The organism is Nostoc sp. ATCC 53789, assembly GCF_009873495.1.
GTDB lineage: Bacteria > Cyanobacteriota > Cyanobacteriia > Cyanobacteriales > Nostocaceae > Nostoc > Nostoc muscorum_A.
Genome location: NZ_CP046703.1, coordinates 7,016,304 through 7,036,029, shown reverse-complemented (window position 1 = coordinate 7,036,029; position 19,726 = coordinate 7,016,304). Strand labels below are relative to the sequence as shown.

General features: G+C 41.2%; 13 protein-coding genes and 1 tRNA gene. 11 read left to right on the top strand and 3 right to left on the bottom strand.

Going from position 1 to position 19,726, the window contains the following annotated elements:
- The first annotated feature begins 45 nt into the window (after positions 1-45).
- Complete coding sequence (locus GJB62_RS29080) at positions 46-774, top strand: cytochrome b/b6 domain-containing protein (protein ID WP_114083172.1); 729 nt, start codon at positions 46-48, stop codon at positions 772-774.
- Positions 775-960: 186 nt separating this feature from the next.
- Positions 961-1,140 carry a high light inducible protein gene (locus tag GJB62_RS29075; protein ID WP_114083171.1) on the top strand — a complete coding sequence of 60 codons (180 nt, stop codon included), beginning with the start codon at positions 961-963 and terminating at the stop codon, positions 1,138-1,140.
- 87 nt (positions 1,141-1,227) lie between these two features.
- On the opposite strand, the gene GJB62_RS29070 is transcribed toward GJB62_RS29075, so the two are convergent.
- From GJB62_RS29070 to GJB62_RS29060, 3 genes are all read right to left on the bottom strand, one after another.
- The gene (locus tag GJB62_RS29070) at positions 1,228-2,319 is read right to left on the bottom strand and encodes a hypothetical protein (protein WP_114083170.1); all 1,092 of its coding nucleotides are present in this window, start codon (positions 2,317-2,319) and stop codon (positions 1,228-1,230) included.
- Between the two features lie 126 nt (positions 2,320-2,445).
- A complete protein-coding gene (locus GJB62_RS29065; protein WP_245246041.1) occupies positions 2,446-5,421 on the bottom strand; it encodes a molecular chaperone in 2,976 nt (991 codons plus the stop codon).
- Between the two features lie 187 nt (positions 5,422-5,608).
- Positions 5,609-8,149 carry a proteasome protein gene (locus GJB62_RS29060; protein ID WP_114083169.1) on the bottom strand — a complete coding sequence of 847 codons (2,541 nt, stop codon included), beginning with the start codon at positions 8,147-8,149 and terminating at the stop codon, positions 5,609-5,611.
- 877 nt (positions 8,150-9,026) lie between these two features.
- Between GJB62_RS29060 and GJB62_RS29055 the strand changes: the two genes are divergently transcribed.
- From GJB62_RS29055 to GJB62_RS29015, 9 genes are all read left to right on the top strand, one after another.
- Complete coding sequence (locus GJB62_RS29055; RefSeq protein ID WP_245246040.1) at positions 9,027-11,828, top strand: PAS domain S-box protein; 2,802 nt, start codon at positions 9,027-9,029, stop codon at positions 11,826-11,828.
- 271 nt (positions 11,829-12,099) lie between these two features.
- Positions 12,100-12,822, top strand: coding sequence for a cyclase family protein (locus GJB62_RS29050; protein ID WP_114083167.1), 723 nt, complete (start codon positions 12,100-12,102; stop codon positions 12,820-12,822).
- A 305-nt stretch (positions 12,823-13,127) separates the two neighbouring features.
- Positions 13,128-14,624: an aldehyde dehydrogenase family protein gene (locus GJB62_RS29045; protein WP_114083166.1), complete on the top strand. Its 1,497-nt coding sequence runs from the start codon at positions 13,128-13,130 to the stop codon at positions 14,622-14,624.
- A gap of 237 nt (positions 14,625-14,861) precedes the next feature.
- Complete coding sequence (locus GJB62_RS29040; RefSeq protein ID WP_114083165.1) at positions 14,862-15,098, top strand: hypothetical protein; 237 nt, start codon at positions 14,862-14,864, stop codon at positions 15,096-15,098.
- A 212-nt stretch (positions 15,099-15,310) separates the two neighbouring features.
- Complete coding sequence (locus GJB62_RS29035; protein WP_114083164.1) at positions 15,311-15,511, top strand: hypothetical protein; 201 nt, start codon at positions 15,311-15,313, stop codon at positions 15,509-15,511.
- A 266-nt stretch (positions 15,512-15,777) separates the two neighbouring features.
- Positions 15,778-16,506 (top strand): hypothetical protein, encoded by a 729-nt coding sequence (locus GJB62_RS29030; RefSeq protein ID WP_114083163.1) that lies wholly within the window; start codon positions 15,778-15,780, stop codon positions 16,504-16,506.
- Between the two features lie 32 nt (positions 16,507-16,538).
- Positions 16,539-16,608, top strand: a tRNA-Phe gene (locus tag GJB62_RS29025).
- Between the two features lie 368 nt (positions 16,609-16,976).
- Positions 16,977-18,410, top strand: coding sequence for a vWA domain-containing protein (locus GJB62_RS29020; protein WP_114083161.1), 1,434 nt, complete (start codon positions 16,977-16,979; stop codon positions 18,408-18,410).
- Positions 18,411-18,483: 73 nt separating this feature from the next.
- A complete protein-coding gene (locus GJB62_RS29015; protein WP_114083160.1) occupies positions 18,484-19,443 on the top strand; it encodes a HEPN domain-containing protein in 960 nt (319 codons plus the stop codon).
- Positions 19,444-19,726: the final 283 nt, after the last annotated feature.

The window sequence follows — 19,726 nt, the reverse complement described above, 5'->3', positions numbered from 1 at the left end:
CTGAATGGTTACAATTTTCTGAAGTAAGCTACCAAGGCTCATTTTATGCCCCGTTCTGCACCTTATCAACCTTTGTTGTTGCGAATTCTTCACGGCGCGAGTGGAATTTTAGTTATTGCAGCAATTGTTACTGGATTTTTGGTTTACAACACTTACGATCGCCGATTTGGTAAAATACCATTTCCTCAAATTGGGGATATTCAGGGTATTCACGGCACTTTTGCATTATTTTTCTTGCTTATTCTCCCTGCTTTTGCCCTCTATAGCTTTCATGCTGGACAAAAGCGTTTGCTTCAATCTGATTCTTTGCAGCAACTAACCCAGGTTGGCAAGCCGATTTGGTGGGTTAGCTTGCAACGTCTATCAAATACTCTCATGCTCATCGCCGCTATTTTGGCTGTGAACTCTGGCAGGATGATGAAGGAAGAATGGCTTCCAGCAGGGCAGCTAGATCATATTTGGTACTCCCTTCACCTTAGTGGCTGGGTTGTGATGGTTTGCTGTGTGGCGATTCATGTTTTGATGTCTACCAAGGTCGGTGGTGCGCCGTTGTTACTCTCAATGTTTTTGTGGAAGTTTCGCCCAGAAGATAGCCCTGTTAAATGGTCTAGTCGTTTCTGTGGTTGGTTGACTAGCTTACAGGCTAACTTTGGTGCGGGAATGAATAATTTTATGCAAAACAATTTTTACCTCAGAATTATTGAGGTTATTGTGCTGGGTGGAATTCTGACAGCGTTTGTCTTACCTATATTTTTTCCCGGTAGTGAGTCATAGTTAATTGGCTGTTGGTGCGTAGCTTGCCACCGTAGGCGATCGCAAATCTACTAACACAAAATTACGCACCCGTAATATATATTACTGAATTTTATATCGAGTTTATGTTGCATTCTCTTAAAAATCTGTTACATTACTTTACAGGCAGTTATACCTGTTACAACATAAAAGCTCGGAGTATTATTTATGGCAGACGTTAAAAAGACTACGCCTTCAGTTTCACAAGATCCCAATGCTTTGCGCTGGGGCTTCACTCCTCAGAGCGAAAACTGGAACGGTCGTTTTGCAATGATTGGTTTTTTATCTGCTGTTGCGCTTGAAGTGTTTTCTGGTCAAGGGATTTTACACTTCTGGGGCATTCTATAGATTTAAAGGTTTTTATAGCTTCATTAGATGATCGGGAAAGGCAGCGATTCATAAAATTGTCTGCCTTTCCTTTATAAGGAAATTCTCTTACCGTGATGAGCGAAATATTACACGACCTGGGGATTCTTCCTGATTAATTCGCGCATATACTCGCAGACAAGTTAAGACTTCGCCAGGAATACCACCACAGTCTAGTTGTAAATCATCTTTGGATGAAGCACAGATATCTGCATAAAGCCCTGATAATTGGCGAATTCGCACTTCATTACCTGCATTAATTGCCTCATCAACAACTTTCTTCAGGATGCGCCGTGATTCATGTTGTAGCTTCCCCCACCAAGAATAGCGTTCAGCCGGTGGTACGAATACTAAGGAATGTATTGCTTCATCCATGTCAATCCAAGCACGAAGAATTGACAGGGGATCAGTGTTTTTCTCAGCTTTTTGGGTGCGTTGGAAGCGATCGCTTAAAGCATCAATATATTGATCACGCTGTTCTGCTTTGGAGTGTAAGGAAATGACATCGAAGCTAAAAACGCTCTTTAAAGCATGATGTAAATCTGGGTCTATTTCGATAAAATTCATATATAAAAATAGGAATGCTGCTGGTAAATCGGATACATTACCTTGGGGAATTAGAGAATTTGAAAGTGCTTGTTGATACAATGTCAATCCCTGAGTTTGAACAGTACCACTAAGGCCGGGATAGATAATTTCATCGCGGATAAAGGGAAGCTGAAAGAGATTAGAATTATCTGCGATCGCACCAACTTCTTGAGCTAAATCTAAAGTGCGCGATCGCCAAGTTTCAGCTAAATCTTCTGGTACTCGCAGCAGCTTGCGTTGAATCTCATTCCACAAATCTGAATCCGTTGTGCTTTGCAGTTGGGAATTACCCAGATAATAATTAAGTTCTGAGTCAGAATCAAAAACTTCCCGCAGGTGACTTAGTTTTAAATCATCTGGCGCATCTTCCCAACCAGTATTTTGCTGTGGGGGTACAGGTTCCAACAGGTTATGAAGTTCTTGCAGCACCTCATCGCATATTTTAGATCCTGGATCTAGTGGTAATTCTGTGCGAGCCTGATTTAAAGTCGCCTCTAGTCCATACAAACTAAACCGCAGTAACTGGGCTAACTGTGAGTTTTCTATCTCTAATAATTGACGCAAGTGCTGCATGAATCTCACCTCCAAATATTTTTATAGCGAATTAAACTTGGCAAACCTCTGCGTACCTTTGCGTTTACTCCGCGCCCCTCTGCGTTTAAAAATCTTAATTTTTTCAACGCAGAGGAACGCAAAGGTTTAATGTATGCCGCAAAATGGATCGCGTTCTTTATCAACTTCATTGGGTTGCAATTCTAATTCAGCAATATAAATACATCCCTCTTCTTTTAGGCATTCCTGACTGTTTGATGTCCAGTAAGGTACTTCACCAGCGTGCATCCGTAGGATACCTTGATCGTCTAGAGTTACACGATATTGGCAAGGGTAATCTGTTGTCACATCTGGCTTGCTGAGTGCGCCAATTCGTATCCATTTTTTGCTGTTGGTTTCCGCATCTGTTTGATAAATATAGAAGGTGTGTTGGCCTGTTTGTGGGAAGGGAGGTAAAGGATTACTAATTAACCCAATTCCTGGTTCTGTCACACCATCACGCAGATAGTGAAATTTTTGGAACAATTTACTACCATCATTTCCTACTTCAAACACAAGATGATAAGCATCTGGTTGATCGACAGTTGCCGACTCAATAACATTGACGGCAATATCACCATCATTTAAATCTTTATTTAAACCCTCAACGGCAATATTCCAGTTTAATTTACCATCAGCAAATAACGGTGATGTTTCTGAAACAACCGATTCCAAATCAATGCCAGGGATATCAATTAAATAATGGGGATTTCCCTGACAAAGCAACACATTAAATTCAAGGGTTTGGTCAATTTCAAACTGGACTTTAATTTTTTTCAGAAACTCTGCTTCTTGCATTCCCAGTTTATTCATGAGGTTTTTGCCGTCGAAACTACCCCATAGTCGTAAATCTCCATCTTCGTAGTCTTGACGGTAAATAATATTAGTTAATTGGATTCCTTGCCATGCAGTACGAACCTTGGCGACACTTTCCCAAGGTGCGAGTTGATAGAGTTCTTGTCCAGCTTTAAATATGGTTAGTAAATCGTTACTTTGGGTTTTGCGTTTGAAGTTGCAAGGCAAATAATAAAACAGGTTTTTGACATCAATTTCTAGTTGATTGGCTCCCTTACGCAGCAAGCTTTTAGACTCTTCTGGATCGAATCTCAATCTTCGTAGTTTTTCGGCATAGCAAGCACCGGCAGAGGTAGCTAATTTGGTAAATTCCAACACAAAGGTAATTCGTTCTGGATTCCACACAAAATATGGAGATTTACTAAATTCTTGGTAGATTTGGCGCTGCACTATGTCTAAATTACAAGTTTTTCCAGACAAAATTAACCAATCAACTTTTTGGGAATTCCAAGAATCTTTGGTGAGATCATCAGGACGTAAGCGACTTTCCATCAATCCTTTAGCAATACCAATCGCTTCCTTAATTCCTGAAACGGTGGCTCGTTCAAACTGGTGGTTATCTAGAGTAACGCAGATGCTATTTGGATCTTTGACTTGCAATTTGACGGCGCTTTGAGTGAGCAGTTCGGAAATTTGTTGTTCAGAAAGTGTGAAGGTTAATAGAGAATTATCTGCTGGTGCTTTTTGCCCAAGTTTAAGTTTAGCTGCCTCTGCATGATCCCAGAGGATATAAAAGGATTGCAGGCGTTGGGGTGTTTGTTGCCAACGAGTGGGTAATATTTTCTCGGCAGTATCTAGGGCATCTTTGTAAGCAATATCACCTTCTGGATTCTCTTTATCTAGACATTTTAAAAGACTACCACTTTTGAATTTACCTTGTTCTAAAAATCGTTCGTTTAATTCAGAGCTAATTAAATCTTCTAGCTTTTCGCTTTCAATATCACCTGTTGTTACTGCTGTCAACAAGAAGTCTGCGATCGCAACTTTTAATAATCTAAAAATCCGCAGCGTGATTAACTCACCACCTAACTGTAAATGACCAGATGAACCTAATAATTTGGGGGTGAGTTTATAGTAACGTCCTCCTAAACCCCGGTCTTCATAATCAGCAAAAGTAGGGGTTTTATCTTCTAAAGTCAGTTCAATTAAAGCTAAGTCTGTGGTTCCGCCGCCGATATCCAAAACGAGGACATTTTGTGACCATTTATTTCCTACTTGACGGCAACGAGTTTTGAATGATTCGATGCCAATATTCAGATTACCGCCAAATTCTCGCCACAAAAAGAATATTGCCACAGAAACGGCTTCATCATAAGCAGTTTGGACATCATCGATCCCCAATTGCTCAACAAATTCCTTAACTTCCTTGCGAACAACTGGTGGGGCGACGGTGGGGTAGGTAACAACTGCTGTCAAAAAAGTTCCTTCTGAAAATCTACGTTGGGCGCGTTGGCGGTAATCTTCAGTTAACTCGATTAAATGCGCCCAAGCAGATTGAATCAGTTGATTTGCGGTAATTATTTCTTCTTTACCATCCAAAATAACCGAAAACGATCGCTCCTGACCAAAATAGCGCTTGGGTGAATGGTGAAACCTGCTGATAATTTCCTTTAAAGAACTGCTGGTGCCTTGAGCGATCGCTTTTTTGCGGTTATCTCTAGCTTCTCTACCCATCCGCAGTTTTAAGTCCCCTAACTGCGAAATTTCCAACTCGCTGGGAATTTCCGTATCGCGGCGATCGATATCCAGCACAACTGGGATCAAATTTTGCGACTCTAGGGTAGGGACGCGGAATACCTCATGATAAATTTGGTAAAGTTTTTTGCTGACAGCACGGCGAAACCTCTCGCTATTTCCTAAAGAAAGCTCAATTTGGCGAATTGCTTCCAAAAATCGCTCTTTATTGTCACTTTCAAATACTTCACTCAACTTTCTTGGATCTATCTCCAGGTTTTTGCTAATTTCTGTGATGAACTTTGCCCAATCATCATCACTGACATCTGGTAAAGCGACTGAAGCGGGAGAACTCAGCCATTGTGATAAGCGATCGCGCAACCGCATTTCTTGTTCTTTTGGTAGAATTTCTGCGATCGGCACTTCAATGGGATCGAATAGTGTAACTGTAGAGTTCGATGTGCCAAAATCTAAAGCAAACCATCCTGGAAATCTTTTTTGTTGTTTCTCGCTTGGTTCTTGTTCGCTATATTTGTTGAGTTGAAAAGGGTTCATTATAGTATCACTTTCTGTTGTTTGTTTTATAGCTGGCTAAAAATTGTAATGTTGTATTATAAAATTACGAATTTAGAGAATCTTTGGTCTTGTACCATTGATTCTCTTTAGCACTGGCTTTTTTATTTGGCGCTATATCTACGTCGGGCTACGCTTTTATATGAAAGGGCGTAGGCTCTGAGTTAGCTTATCTCAAATCATCTAAGTAAGAAACAGCAGCAAGTTCTGAAATAATCTGCAACCAAGTAGGAATCGCTATCTCAGGTGGTAAGTCCCCAGCCGCCAAATATCTCAGCAAAGTTTCTTTTTTTGAAAGGTTTTGCAAACTAGGAATAATTTGATCCAAAATGCCTGCTATTTCTGAATTAATTTGCTGATTAACTTCGCTAACATACTGTACAAGATGAAGACTAGCGCTAGCAGTGATTTCATCTCGCAGCCGCAGTACTAAAAGTTGGTGATTGCTCGATCTAGATAAACCTTGGCTTTTTTCTGGTGCCCAGTCAAAGATTTGACCAACGTTGTGTTTCTCGTCTTGACGCGCTAGAGGAAAGATGGTTTCAGGTGCAACTGTTTTATCTTTACTACTGATTTCCGAGATGATTGCTTCTTTCCATTCGTTAGGATCGCATCCTAGTAATAATTTGTAAAAGAGATCGGCATCTTCAAAACCAAATTTTTCTTCAATTTGTTGTTCCATATCTGGATGGAAAAATACCTGCAATTGTTCGCGTTCTGGGGCGACATAATTTGACAATTGATTCAACAAATCTACCACTGCTTGATGAATGCGATCGCGGGCAAAATCTTCTACTTCTTTAACGGTTTTCTCAAATACTGGATAAAAATCATCGCTTTTAGTTGGAAGGGAAGTATTTACACGGTTTCCTCGATCAAATAATTTTCCGGCTGCACCTTTAGATTCTGCCAGAGCGATCGCTCCATTGTTGGCTTTGTTGAAGAGTAAAGTCCACTGGTTCCAATTGAGGATTCTAAAAGTGAGTTCGTCTTTAACTACATCGCTGACGACAACACCGCGCCGATCTTTAAGTGGTTCTGTCCCTAAATCTTTTTGAAAATTCCTGTAGATTTTATCTAAGCTTTCGACGACAAAGCGCAACTCGATAAAGGCGGGACTGTCTCCTGTGGGGATGCCTTGCTCGTGAATTTCATCTATGATGTCCTTCAAGTGATCTTGTTGCTGGCTCACAACATCAGCTGCTCTGCGAGTATCTTCATACAGTTGCTTCAAACCATGAGTCGCTACGTGGGTTTGAATTAATTCCCGCAGCTTACTAAGTCCCCCATCTTGACCAAAGTAACCTAGCTGTTTGCCTAAATTACTGCGGGGATCTGTCTCTAACAGCCGTTCACTTAATAGCTCCCATTTATCTTGTAGGCGTTTAGACCGATCTAGGTAATCAGGATAGTCCAAGTTAGCCAAAAAATCTGGTGAGCCTGCTTTGACTGTAGTAGAACGTTTTGCTAATTCAGCTAGTCCCAACAGTGGCGACAGTAAAACGATCCGGTCTTTTTGGGTTGTAAAAGCTTCTGCACCATCAATGGTAGTTTGCAGAACTTTGAGTTTTTGGAAAACGGTTTCCTCTTTTAAATGGCTATCTTCAATCAAATGGTCAAGTTCTCTTTCGCCACCTTCACTGTCTAGGGGGAGTTGATCGAAGCGACCTACACCTACAAGAATTAAATCTTTCAGGTCTTGTCCTGGTCGCTGCTGTTGCATCATAGTGAAAATTTTATTGGCGCGATCGCTACCGGGAGATTTACCATTTAGCAATACCAAAATTGTTTGTACTTCTGCCAGTTCCCGCAGTGACAAAAAGGTATCCCTAGCTCCCGAATTAGCAGCCCCCAATCCTGGAAAGTCGATGAGAATAAATTTAGCTGCACCTGTAAAATCCCAAATTTCCCGTGAGATTTTCACATCGATATCTACGCGACGGATGAGTGGAAAGCTATTCTGCAATAACTTTGTTGGTAGCCTTTGGGGTGGACTTGGTAATCGGATATGCGCTGGCGGTAAATCCTCAAATTTCAGATTTTGGATTGCCATTGGCTGTTCGATCAGTTGTAGCCCTTCGCGGGCGGTGGTAGCATCAATCTGGTAGTGCCCACCACACATCACTTCCCCATAAGCTTGATAAGCCCGCAGAAATAATACCAACTCCCGAAGTAAATAACGTAGCTCCAAATTGTTACTACTATTCCAAGCCTCTTCACACCAGCTAATAATATCTTTGCCAGAGTTGAGTTTCGATACTGGTATCGGAGGAAGTCCTGCTGCTGTCGTGCGTTTATGGGCTTCCCCTAGCATGAAGCGTAGACACTCATGTACGCCTTCGTGAGAAAGATACTCTACAGTGAAATTACTTAATTGGGTAGTTGCAAAGTCGTCTTGCGGGATGATGTGTATTGCGGTAACATTACCTGTAGTAGGGTTTTCACTGACTGGTAAAGCATCTGCATATCCGATTAGACTGCCTAAAAGTAAAGTTTTCCCACTACTGAATTCCCCCATCACCCCAATTTTGACAGGTGAAGTTGCCAGGTCTACAGTTTTCTGGGCCGCTGACCGCAAACGCAGGAGACAGTCATCAAGACTAGCTGGAACCCAATCTTCTTGTTTTGAAGGGTGCTGGGGCACAGAATCTATCTTTCGGAGGATGAATTCGCCGTACTCCTTAAAACGGCCCAGTTTATCTGGTTCCATAAAGTAGTTCCCGCCTAACATGAATTTCTGTGAGCTTTATAACATATAAAATAGGATCGCTAGCCATTGTTACAACGTGTTGATATCACATTTAGCATCTCTCTCATTTAATTTGCGATTTTGGAATGAAGCATTTTGAACGGTCAAGACAATTTTGAAAAATCGGGTTTTTCAGGGAAAGTTGAAAAGGAATTCAGAAGTCAGAACCCAGAAAAAAGAATAAAATACGTAGATTTTTATACACAAAATTATTAGAAATTGCTTAGTATGGATGTGGACATTAAATCCTTTTAAACCAGTGATTTTAAGAGAATTCCTGAAAAACATTAGGTGAATATAATCCGCTACTACACAAGTAAAGTTTACCTACACGGAAGACATAAAAAATCAAAAATTTCAAATCTACGGAGGTCGCTTTTGTCTGTATAGTCTTCAAGACTCTAATTTATGCTGAATTCTTCTTGATAAAAAATCAATATTTATTTGATATGAAATTACCGATTATTATGAATTTCTGATAAAGATGTAATTGCCTCATAGCGACTCATATAGTTTTTATGAAGCTAAATAAGCTTTTTAGCTATGTGATTACATAGCTCAGATGAATTTAAAGATAACTTTAAGAATAAACATAGTTGAATAATTTTCCTGACAGATGAATATTTTAAATTTCACCAAAAATCATGAAGTTAATCTTAATGATAACTTCAGCATTTTTTTAATTTATTTACAAGAGAAAAGCAATTGTTGGAGATATAAAAATAAATAAAGTATTAAGATAAAATAACAGGCCGCAATCAAGATGATATCCCTTTATTAACAAATTCTATTTTCAGACATATTACCTTAATAATTTAGGCAGAGCAGGCAGGCAAAAGTGTTTTCCAAAAAGGTGCAGAGCTACATTAACCAAATCATGGTTCAAGAGGAAGTAATACAACAGGATGAAAAAGTATTTTGCCAGCAGGCAGACACTTCTCCTCTGATGATTTGGATGGCTGGATGCAATGCACTTTATTGTTACTTAAATTCAAATTGGCTGGAATTTACTGGAACCCATCTAACAAAAGGCGGACCTGCATCTGCTCGAGGAGAAGAGATAAGCCATATCTGGGCTTGTAGCGTCCATCCAGAAGATAGACAACAATGTAAGAATATATACTTAAAAGCATTTGCAACGTATAATTCTTTCCAAAGGCAATATCGCCTGCGTCGGTCTGATGGCAAATATCGCTGGATTTTAGATACAGCTGCGCCACGATTTTCAGCAGATGGAAGCTTTGCGGGTTACATCGGTTATTGTGTGGATGTAACAGAAGTGCGACCTACCCTAAGAAAAAACTGCTCGGCATCTACAAATTCATCTCGTCGTCTCCGTCAATTAACAGAACAAAAACAGGCGGCAGAATTAAAAAAAGCACAAAAGCAACTACAAGCTGAAATTGCAAAACGCCAAGTAGTTGAATCACAGTTACGCCAAAGAACATCAGAATTTACAGCGATTTTGCAAGTGCTTCCTGATTTGTACTTTCGTATCAATGCTGATGGAAGTATTCTGGATTACAAACCAGGAAAGATTGAGAACCCATACATTTCAACAAAAGATTGTCAGGGTAAGAGTTTGCGAGAATGCCTACCAACTGCTATATGCGATCGCTTTCAGCAAGCAATAACTCAAGTACTAGAAACTCAATCTTCAGTCAGTTTCAAATATACCTTACCGCTCCCACAAGGGAATAATAATTTTGAAGCTAAGTTATTGCCGTTACCAGACCAGCAAATCATAGTTCTTGTCCACGACACCAGCGAAAAAGCACAAACAGCATTAATAGAAAGCGATGCCAAGTTTCGCACCATTATTGAAAATGCCAATAACGTTATTTTTGCCCTGACCCTTGAGGGGATATTTTCTTACGTTTCTCCAAACTGGACTGAAATTTTTGGGCATGAGATTGCAGAGGTTGAAGGTCAATCTTTTGTTCCCTTTGTGCATCCTGACGATGTGTCTATTTGTGCAGATTATTTCCAAAGAATTGCGACAACAACCCAAAAGCAAGACGCAATTGAATATCGAGTAAAACACAAAAATGGTAGTTGGCGATGGCATACAAGCAACTCATCTGCTATTAGAGATGCCAATGGTAATATTGTAAACTTCGTTGGTATTTGCTATGACACCACCGATCGCAAACAAGCAGAAGTTGCACTCAGAGAATGTGCCCAACGGGAAGCATTACTCAATCGTCTTTCTAACCAGATTCGAGCTTCCTTGGATCTCAATTACATTGTGGAAACCGCAGTGCGGGAGATCCGTGACTTATTCCAGATCGATCGCTGCGCCTTCTTTTGGTATCGGCAAGACACTGAAGTTACCCATTGGGAAAAAGTATACGAAGCGAAAAGTTCCTTTTTACCCTGTCTGCTTGACGATCAAGAAGCAACTAGTGCAGAAATCGAACTCATCGCAGCCAAAACCTTGAATAGAGAAATTATCCGTATTAATGATGTTGAGACTGTAAGCGATTGCACTGCACAACTATTTTTGCAGGATTTTGGTTTCACTGCCTTTATGTCACTACCTGTACACACCAAATCTGGCGAAATAGGCACATTTAGCTGTGGTTCTTGTGGTGGCTTCCGGCCCTGGCTAGACAACGAAGTAGAATTACTACAGGCAGTTACAGTTCAAATAGCGATCGCTATTGACCAAGCTAAACTCTACACCCAAAGCCGCATTGCTGCTCAAACAGCCCAAGACAAAGCCCAACAACTAGAAGCAGCATTACTAGAACTTCAACACACTCAAGCGCAACTCATTCAAACCGAAAAAATGTCCAGTTTGGGACAATTGGTTGCAGGTATTGCCCACGAAATCAATAATCCCGTCAATTTTATCTACGGCAATATTAGCCACGCCCGTGAATATACCAAAGATTTATTGCACTTGGTAGAACTTTATCAACAGAGTTACTGCCCACCAACACCAGAAATTCACGAACAAATCTACAACATAGATTTAGACTTTCTCAAGCAAGATTTGCCTAAAATTCTGGATTCTATGAATATGGGAGCCGAACGCATTCGGCAGATAGTCCTATCTTTACGCAATTTTTCTCGCCTTGATGAAGACGGCACGAAAGCAGTAAATCTTCATGAAGGTATTGATAGCACCTTACTGCTGTTGCAAAATCGTCTGAAAGCCAAACCAGGATATCCCGAAATCCAAGTAATCCGAGACTATGGCAATCTACCACCAGTAGTCTGTCACGCTGGACAGATGAATCAGGTGTTTATGAATTTGCTGGCAAATGCGATCGATGTTTTAGAAGAGTCATTTGTCACTAGTCATTTGTCATTAGTAAATAACTCTAAACAAAGGACAAACGACCAAGGACAAATGACTTCTCCTCAGATTCGCATTCGTACCCTTATCAAAGAAGACCGTGTAATCATTGGCTTTGCCGACAATGGCCCAGGCATGACAGAAGAAGTACGCAAACGTTTATTTGACCCCTTCTTTACTACAAAACCCGTGGGTAAAGGCACGGGTATGGGATTATCAATTAGCTACCAAATTGTTGTCCAAAAACATGGCGGACAAATCCAGTGTATTTCAGCACCAGGAGAAGGTGCAGAGTTTGTCATCATGATTCCACTACATGAGCAACCTTCAACATAAATACAACTTTAATCTTTTCTTAACCAAAAAGTTAACCTATTGGTTGTTAACTAAGATTAATTCACTTTTTGCTGCAACATTTGACCCCCCAAAAACCTAAAATTTACAGGAATTGGGGGGATTATTTGTACTATTATGGAGGGTTAGGATTAGAAATATTACACTTTAATTACTCTGTAATGGTAGCATTATCTTTGCGTCGGCATAGCCCAACCCAGGCGATCGCACCTTTAAAACAAATCTCTGTATATAAGTAAAGTAGAAGGCTGGGATGATACAACCCCAAGGTCAAAATAGTATCACCTACACACGCGTTATTCATCTAAGTCACGTGATTGACATAGATATTCCCCAGTGGCCTGGAGATCCCACAGTAGAATTTGAAACTGTGGCTGAACTAAATAATGATGGCTATTACCTCCGACGTTTAGCCTTGGGGGAACATAGTGCTACCCATATCAACGCTCCTAACAGCTTCCATAGCTATAGTATGGGAATTGACCAATACCCCGCCCAATCTCTGGTTGTACCTGCGGTGGTTATAGATATTCGCCAAGCCACAGCCGTGAATTCTGATTATGCCCTGACTATTGCTGATATTGTGGCTTGGGAAGAAGAATACGGTGAGATTTCTCAAGGCTGCGTAGTTATACTGAATACTGGTTGGCAAAAAAAGTGGTTTGATAAAAGTGCATTTCTAAATCATGATGCTCAAGGTATTGCTCATTTTCCAGGGTTTGGTAGCGATGCGACTCAATTCTTATTGAAGGAACGGCAAATTGCTGGGGTAGGGATTGATACTCATGGTGTAGACCCAGGACAGGATAACACTTTTGCTACTAATCGCTTGGTATTGGAAAAACCGCGTATTGTTTTAGAAAATCTCACCAATTTGGATCAGTTACCACCCAAAGGTACTACTCTAGCGATCGGGATTCTGCGGTTGCGTGGTGGTTCTGGTTCTCCTGTGGGTGTCTTGGCGTTAGTGCCTTAATTTTTATATCGATATTTGTTTCTCACACCAATTTTTTCAACTTGAGGATAACCTAGAAAGCAAGCAAACTTAGTATAGCTTTATCTAAAATCGTAGCGTTTTTAAACGCAGAAGAACGCAAAATAAACGCAAAGGTACGCAGAGTCTTGCCAAATTTTCTTGGCTTATTGTTTCTTTCTTTGTGTCCTTCTCTGACGAGACGCTGCGCGAATGCGGTTAGTTTCTCATATTAGTTTGCCGCATCTTCATACAGAAGTTGTATTAGTACACAAGTTTCACTCGATCATCAGCCGGGGATTTTTAAGATGACAACTCCGCTATCTTGCCGCAATTACATCAATGGTCAATGGTTGAATGCTGTAGGGGAAGGAACTTTAGAAAGTCGCAACCCTGCGGACAAAACCGAAATCGTTGCCACATTCCCCCGTTCCCAAGTTAATGATGTAGATACAGCAGTAGCCGCAGCCCGTAAAGCCTACCGCAGTTGGCGCACAGTCCCGGCCCCAGCTAGGGCAGAATACATCTTTCGCGTTGGGGAAATATTACTCCAGCATAAAGAAGAACTTGCCCAGTTAATCAGTCGGGAAATGGGTAAACCCCTAACAGAAGCCAGGGGAGATGTGCAAGAAGGTATTGACTGCGCCTTTTACACTGCTGGCGAAGGACGGCGACTATTTGGGCAAACTACACCATCAGAAATGTCTAATAAATTCGCTATGACTGTGCGAATGCCTATCGGAGTTTGTGCCTTAATCACTCCCTGGAATTTTCCTGTGGCAATTCCTTGCTGGAAAGCTATGCCAGCTTTGGTATGTGGCAACACAGTCATCCTCAAACCTGCCGAAGATACCTCAGCCTGTGCAACTAAATTGATTGAAATTTTCCAACAAGCAGGTTTACCAGCAGGAGTAATTAACTTGGTGCATGGTGTAGGAGAAGAAGCGGGGAAAGCTTTAGTTGAGCATCCCAATGTAGATTTGGTATCGTTTACTGGTTCTTCAGAAACAGGTGCTTTTGTTGGCGCTACTTGTGGACGCACTCACAAACGTGTCTGTCTGGAAATGGGTGGTAAAAATGCCCAAATAGTGATGGAAGATGCCGATTTGGAACTTGCCTTAGATGGTGCGGTGTGGGGTGCTTTTGGAACAACCGGTCAACGATGTACGGCTACTAGTCGCCTGATTTTGCATCGTGATATTAAAGAAAAATTCACCGCCATGCTTTACGAGCGTACTAGTAAGTTACGCTTGGGTGCTGGCACTGATACCGACACAGATATTGGCCCGATTATCAATGAAAAGCAACTCCAACAGGTAAGCAAGTATTTGGATATCGCCCGTGAGGAAGGTGCAAAGGTTTTAATTGGTGGAGAAATTGCCAATGAAGGCTCATTGAAAAACGGTTACTTCTTTCAACCAACTATTTTGGATGATGTAACTCCCGATATGCGAGTTGCCCGTGAAGAGATATTTGGGCCAGTGGTGGCATTAATTGAGGTTAGTTCCTTTGAGGAAGCGATCGCAATTCTCAACGATAGCAATTACGGACTTTCTTCTTCAGTTTACACCCGCGACATCAACCGGGCTTTTACTGCTATGCGCGACATCGAGGCAGGTATCACCTATATTAACGGCCCTACTATCGGCGCAGAGGTACATTTGCCCTTTGGGGGTGTGAAACAAACCGGTAACGGACACCGCGAAGCTGGAACTACTGCAATGGATGTTTTCACAGAATGGAAAAGTGTTTATGTTGACTTTTCTGGAAGTTTGCAACGCGCTCAGATAGATAACCGCAGTTAATTGAGTAATACAGCGATTTTCAGTTGAGTAGAAAAAAGACCTAACCCCCAGCCCCTTCCCTTGTAGGGAAGGGGAGTAAGGCTTTTAGAAGAGAGAATCTAAATAACACGCATTGGATTGCAAAATTTGTAGTATCCCCTTGACATTATGTAGAGCCTGTATTACATTTGTAGTATAAAAAGAAAAGCCTCCTCAAAGGCAAAACTAAAACCTATCAGAAGCTAGACAATTGTATAGATGCTACTGTTTGGGGCCGCGATTGGTGTTCGACTGCTCCGAAGCCAACAAACGGACGGTTGCAGGATTCGGGTTCAATTCCCGACGGCTCCATTTGCCTTGACTTTGATTGAAGTTGCGATCGCCTCAATCAAGCCATTGCAATTATTCAAACTTGGGTCTGTAGCTCTAACGGTAGAGATCCCGGATGTCACTTGTGCCCTAACAGAAAAAGCTTACATACTTGCTCAATGGTAGAGCGATCGTCTCTAAAACGATAAGTTGCAGGTTCAATTCCTGCGGTGTTACCACAGCTTTTTCAACTCGCACGAGGTGTGAGTGTAACTCTCACAGGGAGGGTATCGGTTCAATCCCGATCAGATCCACTAATACGAATTCGTAATACTCGCCAAAAGCGAGAAGCAAGCTACGTAATTCGTAATTCGTAATTAAAACAAGAGGTGATTGCAATGGTTCATATTCGATTTGAAGGACGTTCTGTTGATGTGCCAAAAACCCAATTGGGAATTGCAGCAGGGATGAATGATGTGGCAGTGAAGGAGCGCGTTGCTCGACATTTAGATGTGAATAGCGATCGCCTTTCTGGTTACGTAATCGATCGCCGTCCTAGTGGCGATTTAATCGTCCGCCCTGAAGCTGTCTATGGTTAAATTTTATTCCGCGCCCTAACTTGTGAAGTCTACACACTCCGGCAACGGAATGCAGGTTCAAATCTTGTCGCTCCCTTTGATGGGAGCGTAGCCAAATTGGTATAGGCAATTGTGAAAACTGCTTTGCTAACTTGTGCGGAATTTCAATTATTTGAATTGTATTTATCTATAACCTTTACTCAATACGGAGGTGAGTTCAATGATGTTAGCTAACTCATGTTTAATAACAACTCAATTAGTACAACTGCATTTAAACAACGTGAGATATGAGCGAACATCGTTTGAGCGAGATTGTAATTGAGCGTCCTCGTGGTGGGAGAAGAATTAGCCTCAAAAAGGTGACTGGTTTTAAAAAGCAATTATACAAAATCACCCAGGATGCAATTCAGGATGGATTGTTGAATCCCTATCTGATTAAACCAAGAAATAAATCCAAGTATCTTTCAGATCATCTCGGCCCTCTGCGTCGGTTTTTGCGATCGCAAGTCGGACAGCCTTGGAATGACGTTTACAGCCAATTGTGTCAACGATTAGATCCCAGTACAATGGCAGGACAGCATGTTATCGGTCATGTGTGGGACTATGTTGAACGATATGTGGAAATAATTGATGGTGGTTTCTATAGCAAGCCTTATCGAGGGTATCGAAGTCAGCTAGATACAAACCATCGCGATCGCTTCTATATCCATCCTGAAACCGGAATTCTTTGTGCATCTGAGAAAATACCTCGAAAGCAGAAGCAAAAGCAAAAGCAGGAACAAACTGATATTGTCATCATTGATAATTATCATCAATACCAGAAGCTAAACGAAATTTGGTATTTAATTACCTTTGAAGATTTGCCATGGCCACCCATTCATTATGTGACGGATGCTGTCAAAGGTGTAATTCATCGTTCTGTGGCATATACAGGTCGAATGATTTACGCTGTTAGGAAACAGCAGTGTAATAAGAAAGAAATTCGATTTATTTTAAATCAACTTTCTAAAACCTAAATTTTTCACTTCGTGCCCTAACTGGATAAGCTTACATACTAGCCGAATGGTACAGGCACTTGACTGAAGCTCAAGCAACTACGGGTTCAAATCCCGTGTGTGAATCAACAGCTTTTTCGACTTGCACGAAGTGATCTTATTTCATTAATGATTGATGACAACTTCTCTTTCGGTCTTTTCTTTGTGTCTTTGTTGAGTTGCAAAAATTACTTTTTTAAACGAACCGCCAAGGACGCATTCGCGCAGCGTCTCGTTAGAGAAGGACGCGAAGTTGAAGAAAAAGACAGAGAATTTCACATACTAATTAGGACTGCTACATAGTTATTGGCAGTTGTTGCTGCGCCCCGATCGCGGAAGCTTACATAACTCTGCATAAGTTATATCCAATGCTTCTACAACTTGCGCGGTGACTTGATCGCCCCGCGTGCAACATCTGCCTCCTCATTCATCACAAATAGAGGAGGTTCATAATGAAAACCGCAGAACGCGATCTGCGTTTGGAAATGCTCAACAGTTTGCTGACAACTCCTCACCGCAAGCTTGAGCAAGTCGCAGAAATTCATCAGTTGATTGTTGAACTCGATCCCATCTTCTACGGACACTTGGCAGTCTGGTATCAGCGTCATGGTGATGTCCGCGACCATAAAGAAGTATTCCTAGCTCATTTACTAACCAGCAATTTAATTGAACACCGAGATGCTGGATTTATGATGCTGCAAGAGTTTCCACCCTATCAGGTGGCTCGTGTGGTGGACTTCATGAAGCAGCAGCAGAATAAACTGCCTCGTTCCGCCCGGACTGCGGTACGACGTTACTTGAAGACACGGGAGAGCAATCCGGCTCTGTTTGATCGCGCTGCTTTGCGAGGTCGTAAAGCAATGAAGCACTTGTATGCTTCGCTGCACATCAAGCCAAATGAGCGGGCAAATGCGATTCTGTTTTGCGATAGTCCTCCAGAGGGTTCCTTAGCAAATGTGCTGAAGCAGCTGGCTAAGGCAACAAATGCCGTAGAACAGGCACGGCTGATTGTGGAGTTCAAAATTCCATACACGATCGCAATTGGTGCGATCAAGCAACTTACACCAGTTGTATTGGTGGCGTTAATCAACAGCATGACTCCTCAAGAGGCGATCAACAACCTCAAGTCTCTCCAGACGAGAGGTGCAATGGATCACCCACAAGTCAAGAAGCTGATTGATTCCAAGCTAGAAGCAGCGTCTAAGAGTACGCGTGTCTCAGCATTCAAAGCACAGATTGCCGCAGACGCAGGAGATTTTGACGCAGACACCGTTGCCCAACTGGAAAAGGTGACAAACGAACAGGTGAAACGGCGTGGTGCGATCGCTCGTCCAACTGCTTTATTGGTGGATAAGTCTGGTTCAATGGAAAATGCGATCGCGATCGGTAAGCAACTCGCTGCCCTAATCTCTGGTATCACAAAGGCAGAACTATTTGTCTACGCCTTCGACACCATTCCTTATGCTGTTACGGCAAAAGGCAAGGAGTTGAGTGACTGGGAGCGTGCCTTTCAGCACATCAAGGCAGGCGGTAGCACTAGCATCGGCTGTGCATTGGAAGCAATGCGGCGGAAAAAGCAGGTGGTTGACCAGATTATTGTGGTAACGGATGAGGGCGAAAATGCTGCTCCTTACTTCGGTGAAGTCTACAAGAACTACTGCCGGGAGTTGGCGATAATGCCCAATGTGGTGATTGTCCGTGTAGGTACTCATTACAACTGGGTGGAGACTCAACTGAAGCAGCAGCAAGCACCTGTAGATACGTTCACTTTCGCGGGTGACTACTACAGTTTGCCGAACATCGTCCCACTCCTAACGCGCCCCTCTCGTCTCGATTTGCTAATGGAGATTCTGGACATACCATTGCCTGTGCGAGATGATAAATAGACTCTATCAGGGTGCGTCATAGTTATTTATAACGCATCCTGATAAAGATATTAAAACTAAGCTTTGAGACAATATGTCAGAAAATACTAGCTTCGCTTTTGTAGCTAATCTACTCGATGTCAACTGCAATCTACCTTTTAAAGTTATTGAAGATTGCTACTTTCAAAAAGCTGATTCTATCCAAATTGACCAGATTAGAAAATCTTTGTTAGACTCAGGATATTTTTATGAACTTTCTAGATTTAATTTATCTCCTTATGAATTAGTGTATGTTGAAGATTTGAATACACCCAACAAAAAAAAATATAAAAGTCAGCAGCTTGAACCACAAAATTGGAGATATTATATACTAACTTTTAAGGGGAATAATTCTATAATTCATGATTTAGCACGGATAGCAAATTTAGCAAAAATAGAGCTAGAATTCGGATTACAGTTTATATATCATGAACAATTAGAAGGGTTTGGTATTTTGAAAAATCCAACATATACTTTCAATTATTTTAATGCAATGAATAGTGGCTTATCTTTAACTCAATCTATTGATGATACAATTTTACAAGATATAGGATCAATATATTTAGATTATAAGCAATTAGATGAGACTAAGTATCCAGACATAAAACAAGCTGTTAATATGCTAGACGAACTAAAGAATATTCCTCATAATTCTAAATTCAAGATTCTTGGACTATTTACTATTATTGAATTTTTAATTACACATAAGCCAATTGATACAGGAGACTCCATTACGCGACAAGTTACAAATAAAATCAATTTATTATCAAAGCGTTTTAGTAATCAATTGGATTACTCTCAGTTTTTTGTAAATACATCTGAAAGTGCAATTTGGAAAAAACTTTATGCTTATAGAAGTAATATAGCACACGGTAGTCAACCAGATTTTGCAAAAGAGTTATTAGTGTTAAAAGATGATTCCACTGCCAAAAATTTTCTAAAATTAGTTGTAAAAATGCTTTTGCGACACTCTCTAATTGAACCTCAACTATACACTGATTTGAAAGAATGCTAAATGAATATTATTGGCAGATCAAACTTGAAACCCTTGAACCCTAGCTGACTGATAAAGATTCTATCTCAATTTCCTTTATGGCAATGACAACCGCGATCGCTTTTCCATGTATTTTGTAATATATTGTATTATATTAATATCCTGCGTGCCCCAACTCGTAGAGCCTACATACTAGTACGAGAGGAACGGTAACACTGCCAAATGCAGTGGGCGTGTGTGAACGGGGAGTGCGAAGAACCTGGGAGGTAGGCTTAAAAGTAGCCATCCTTGAAAGAGTGTATAA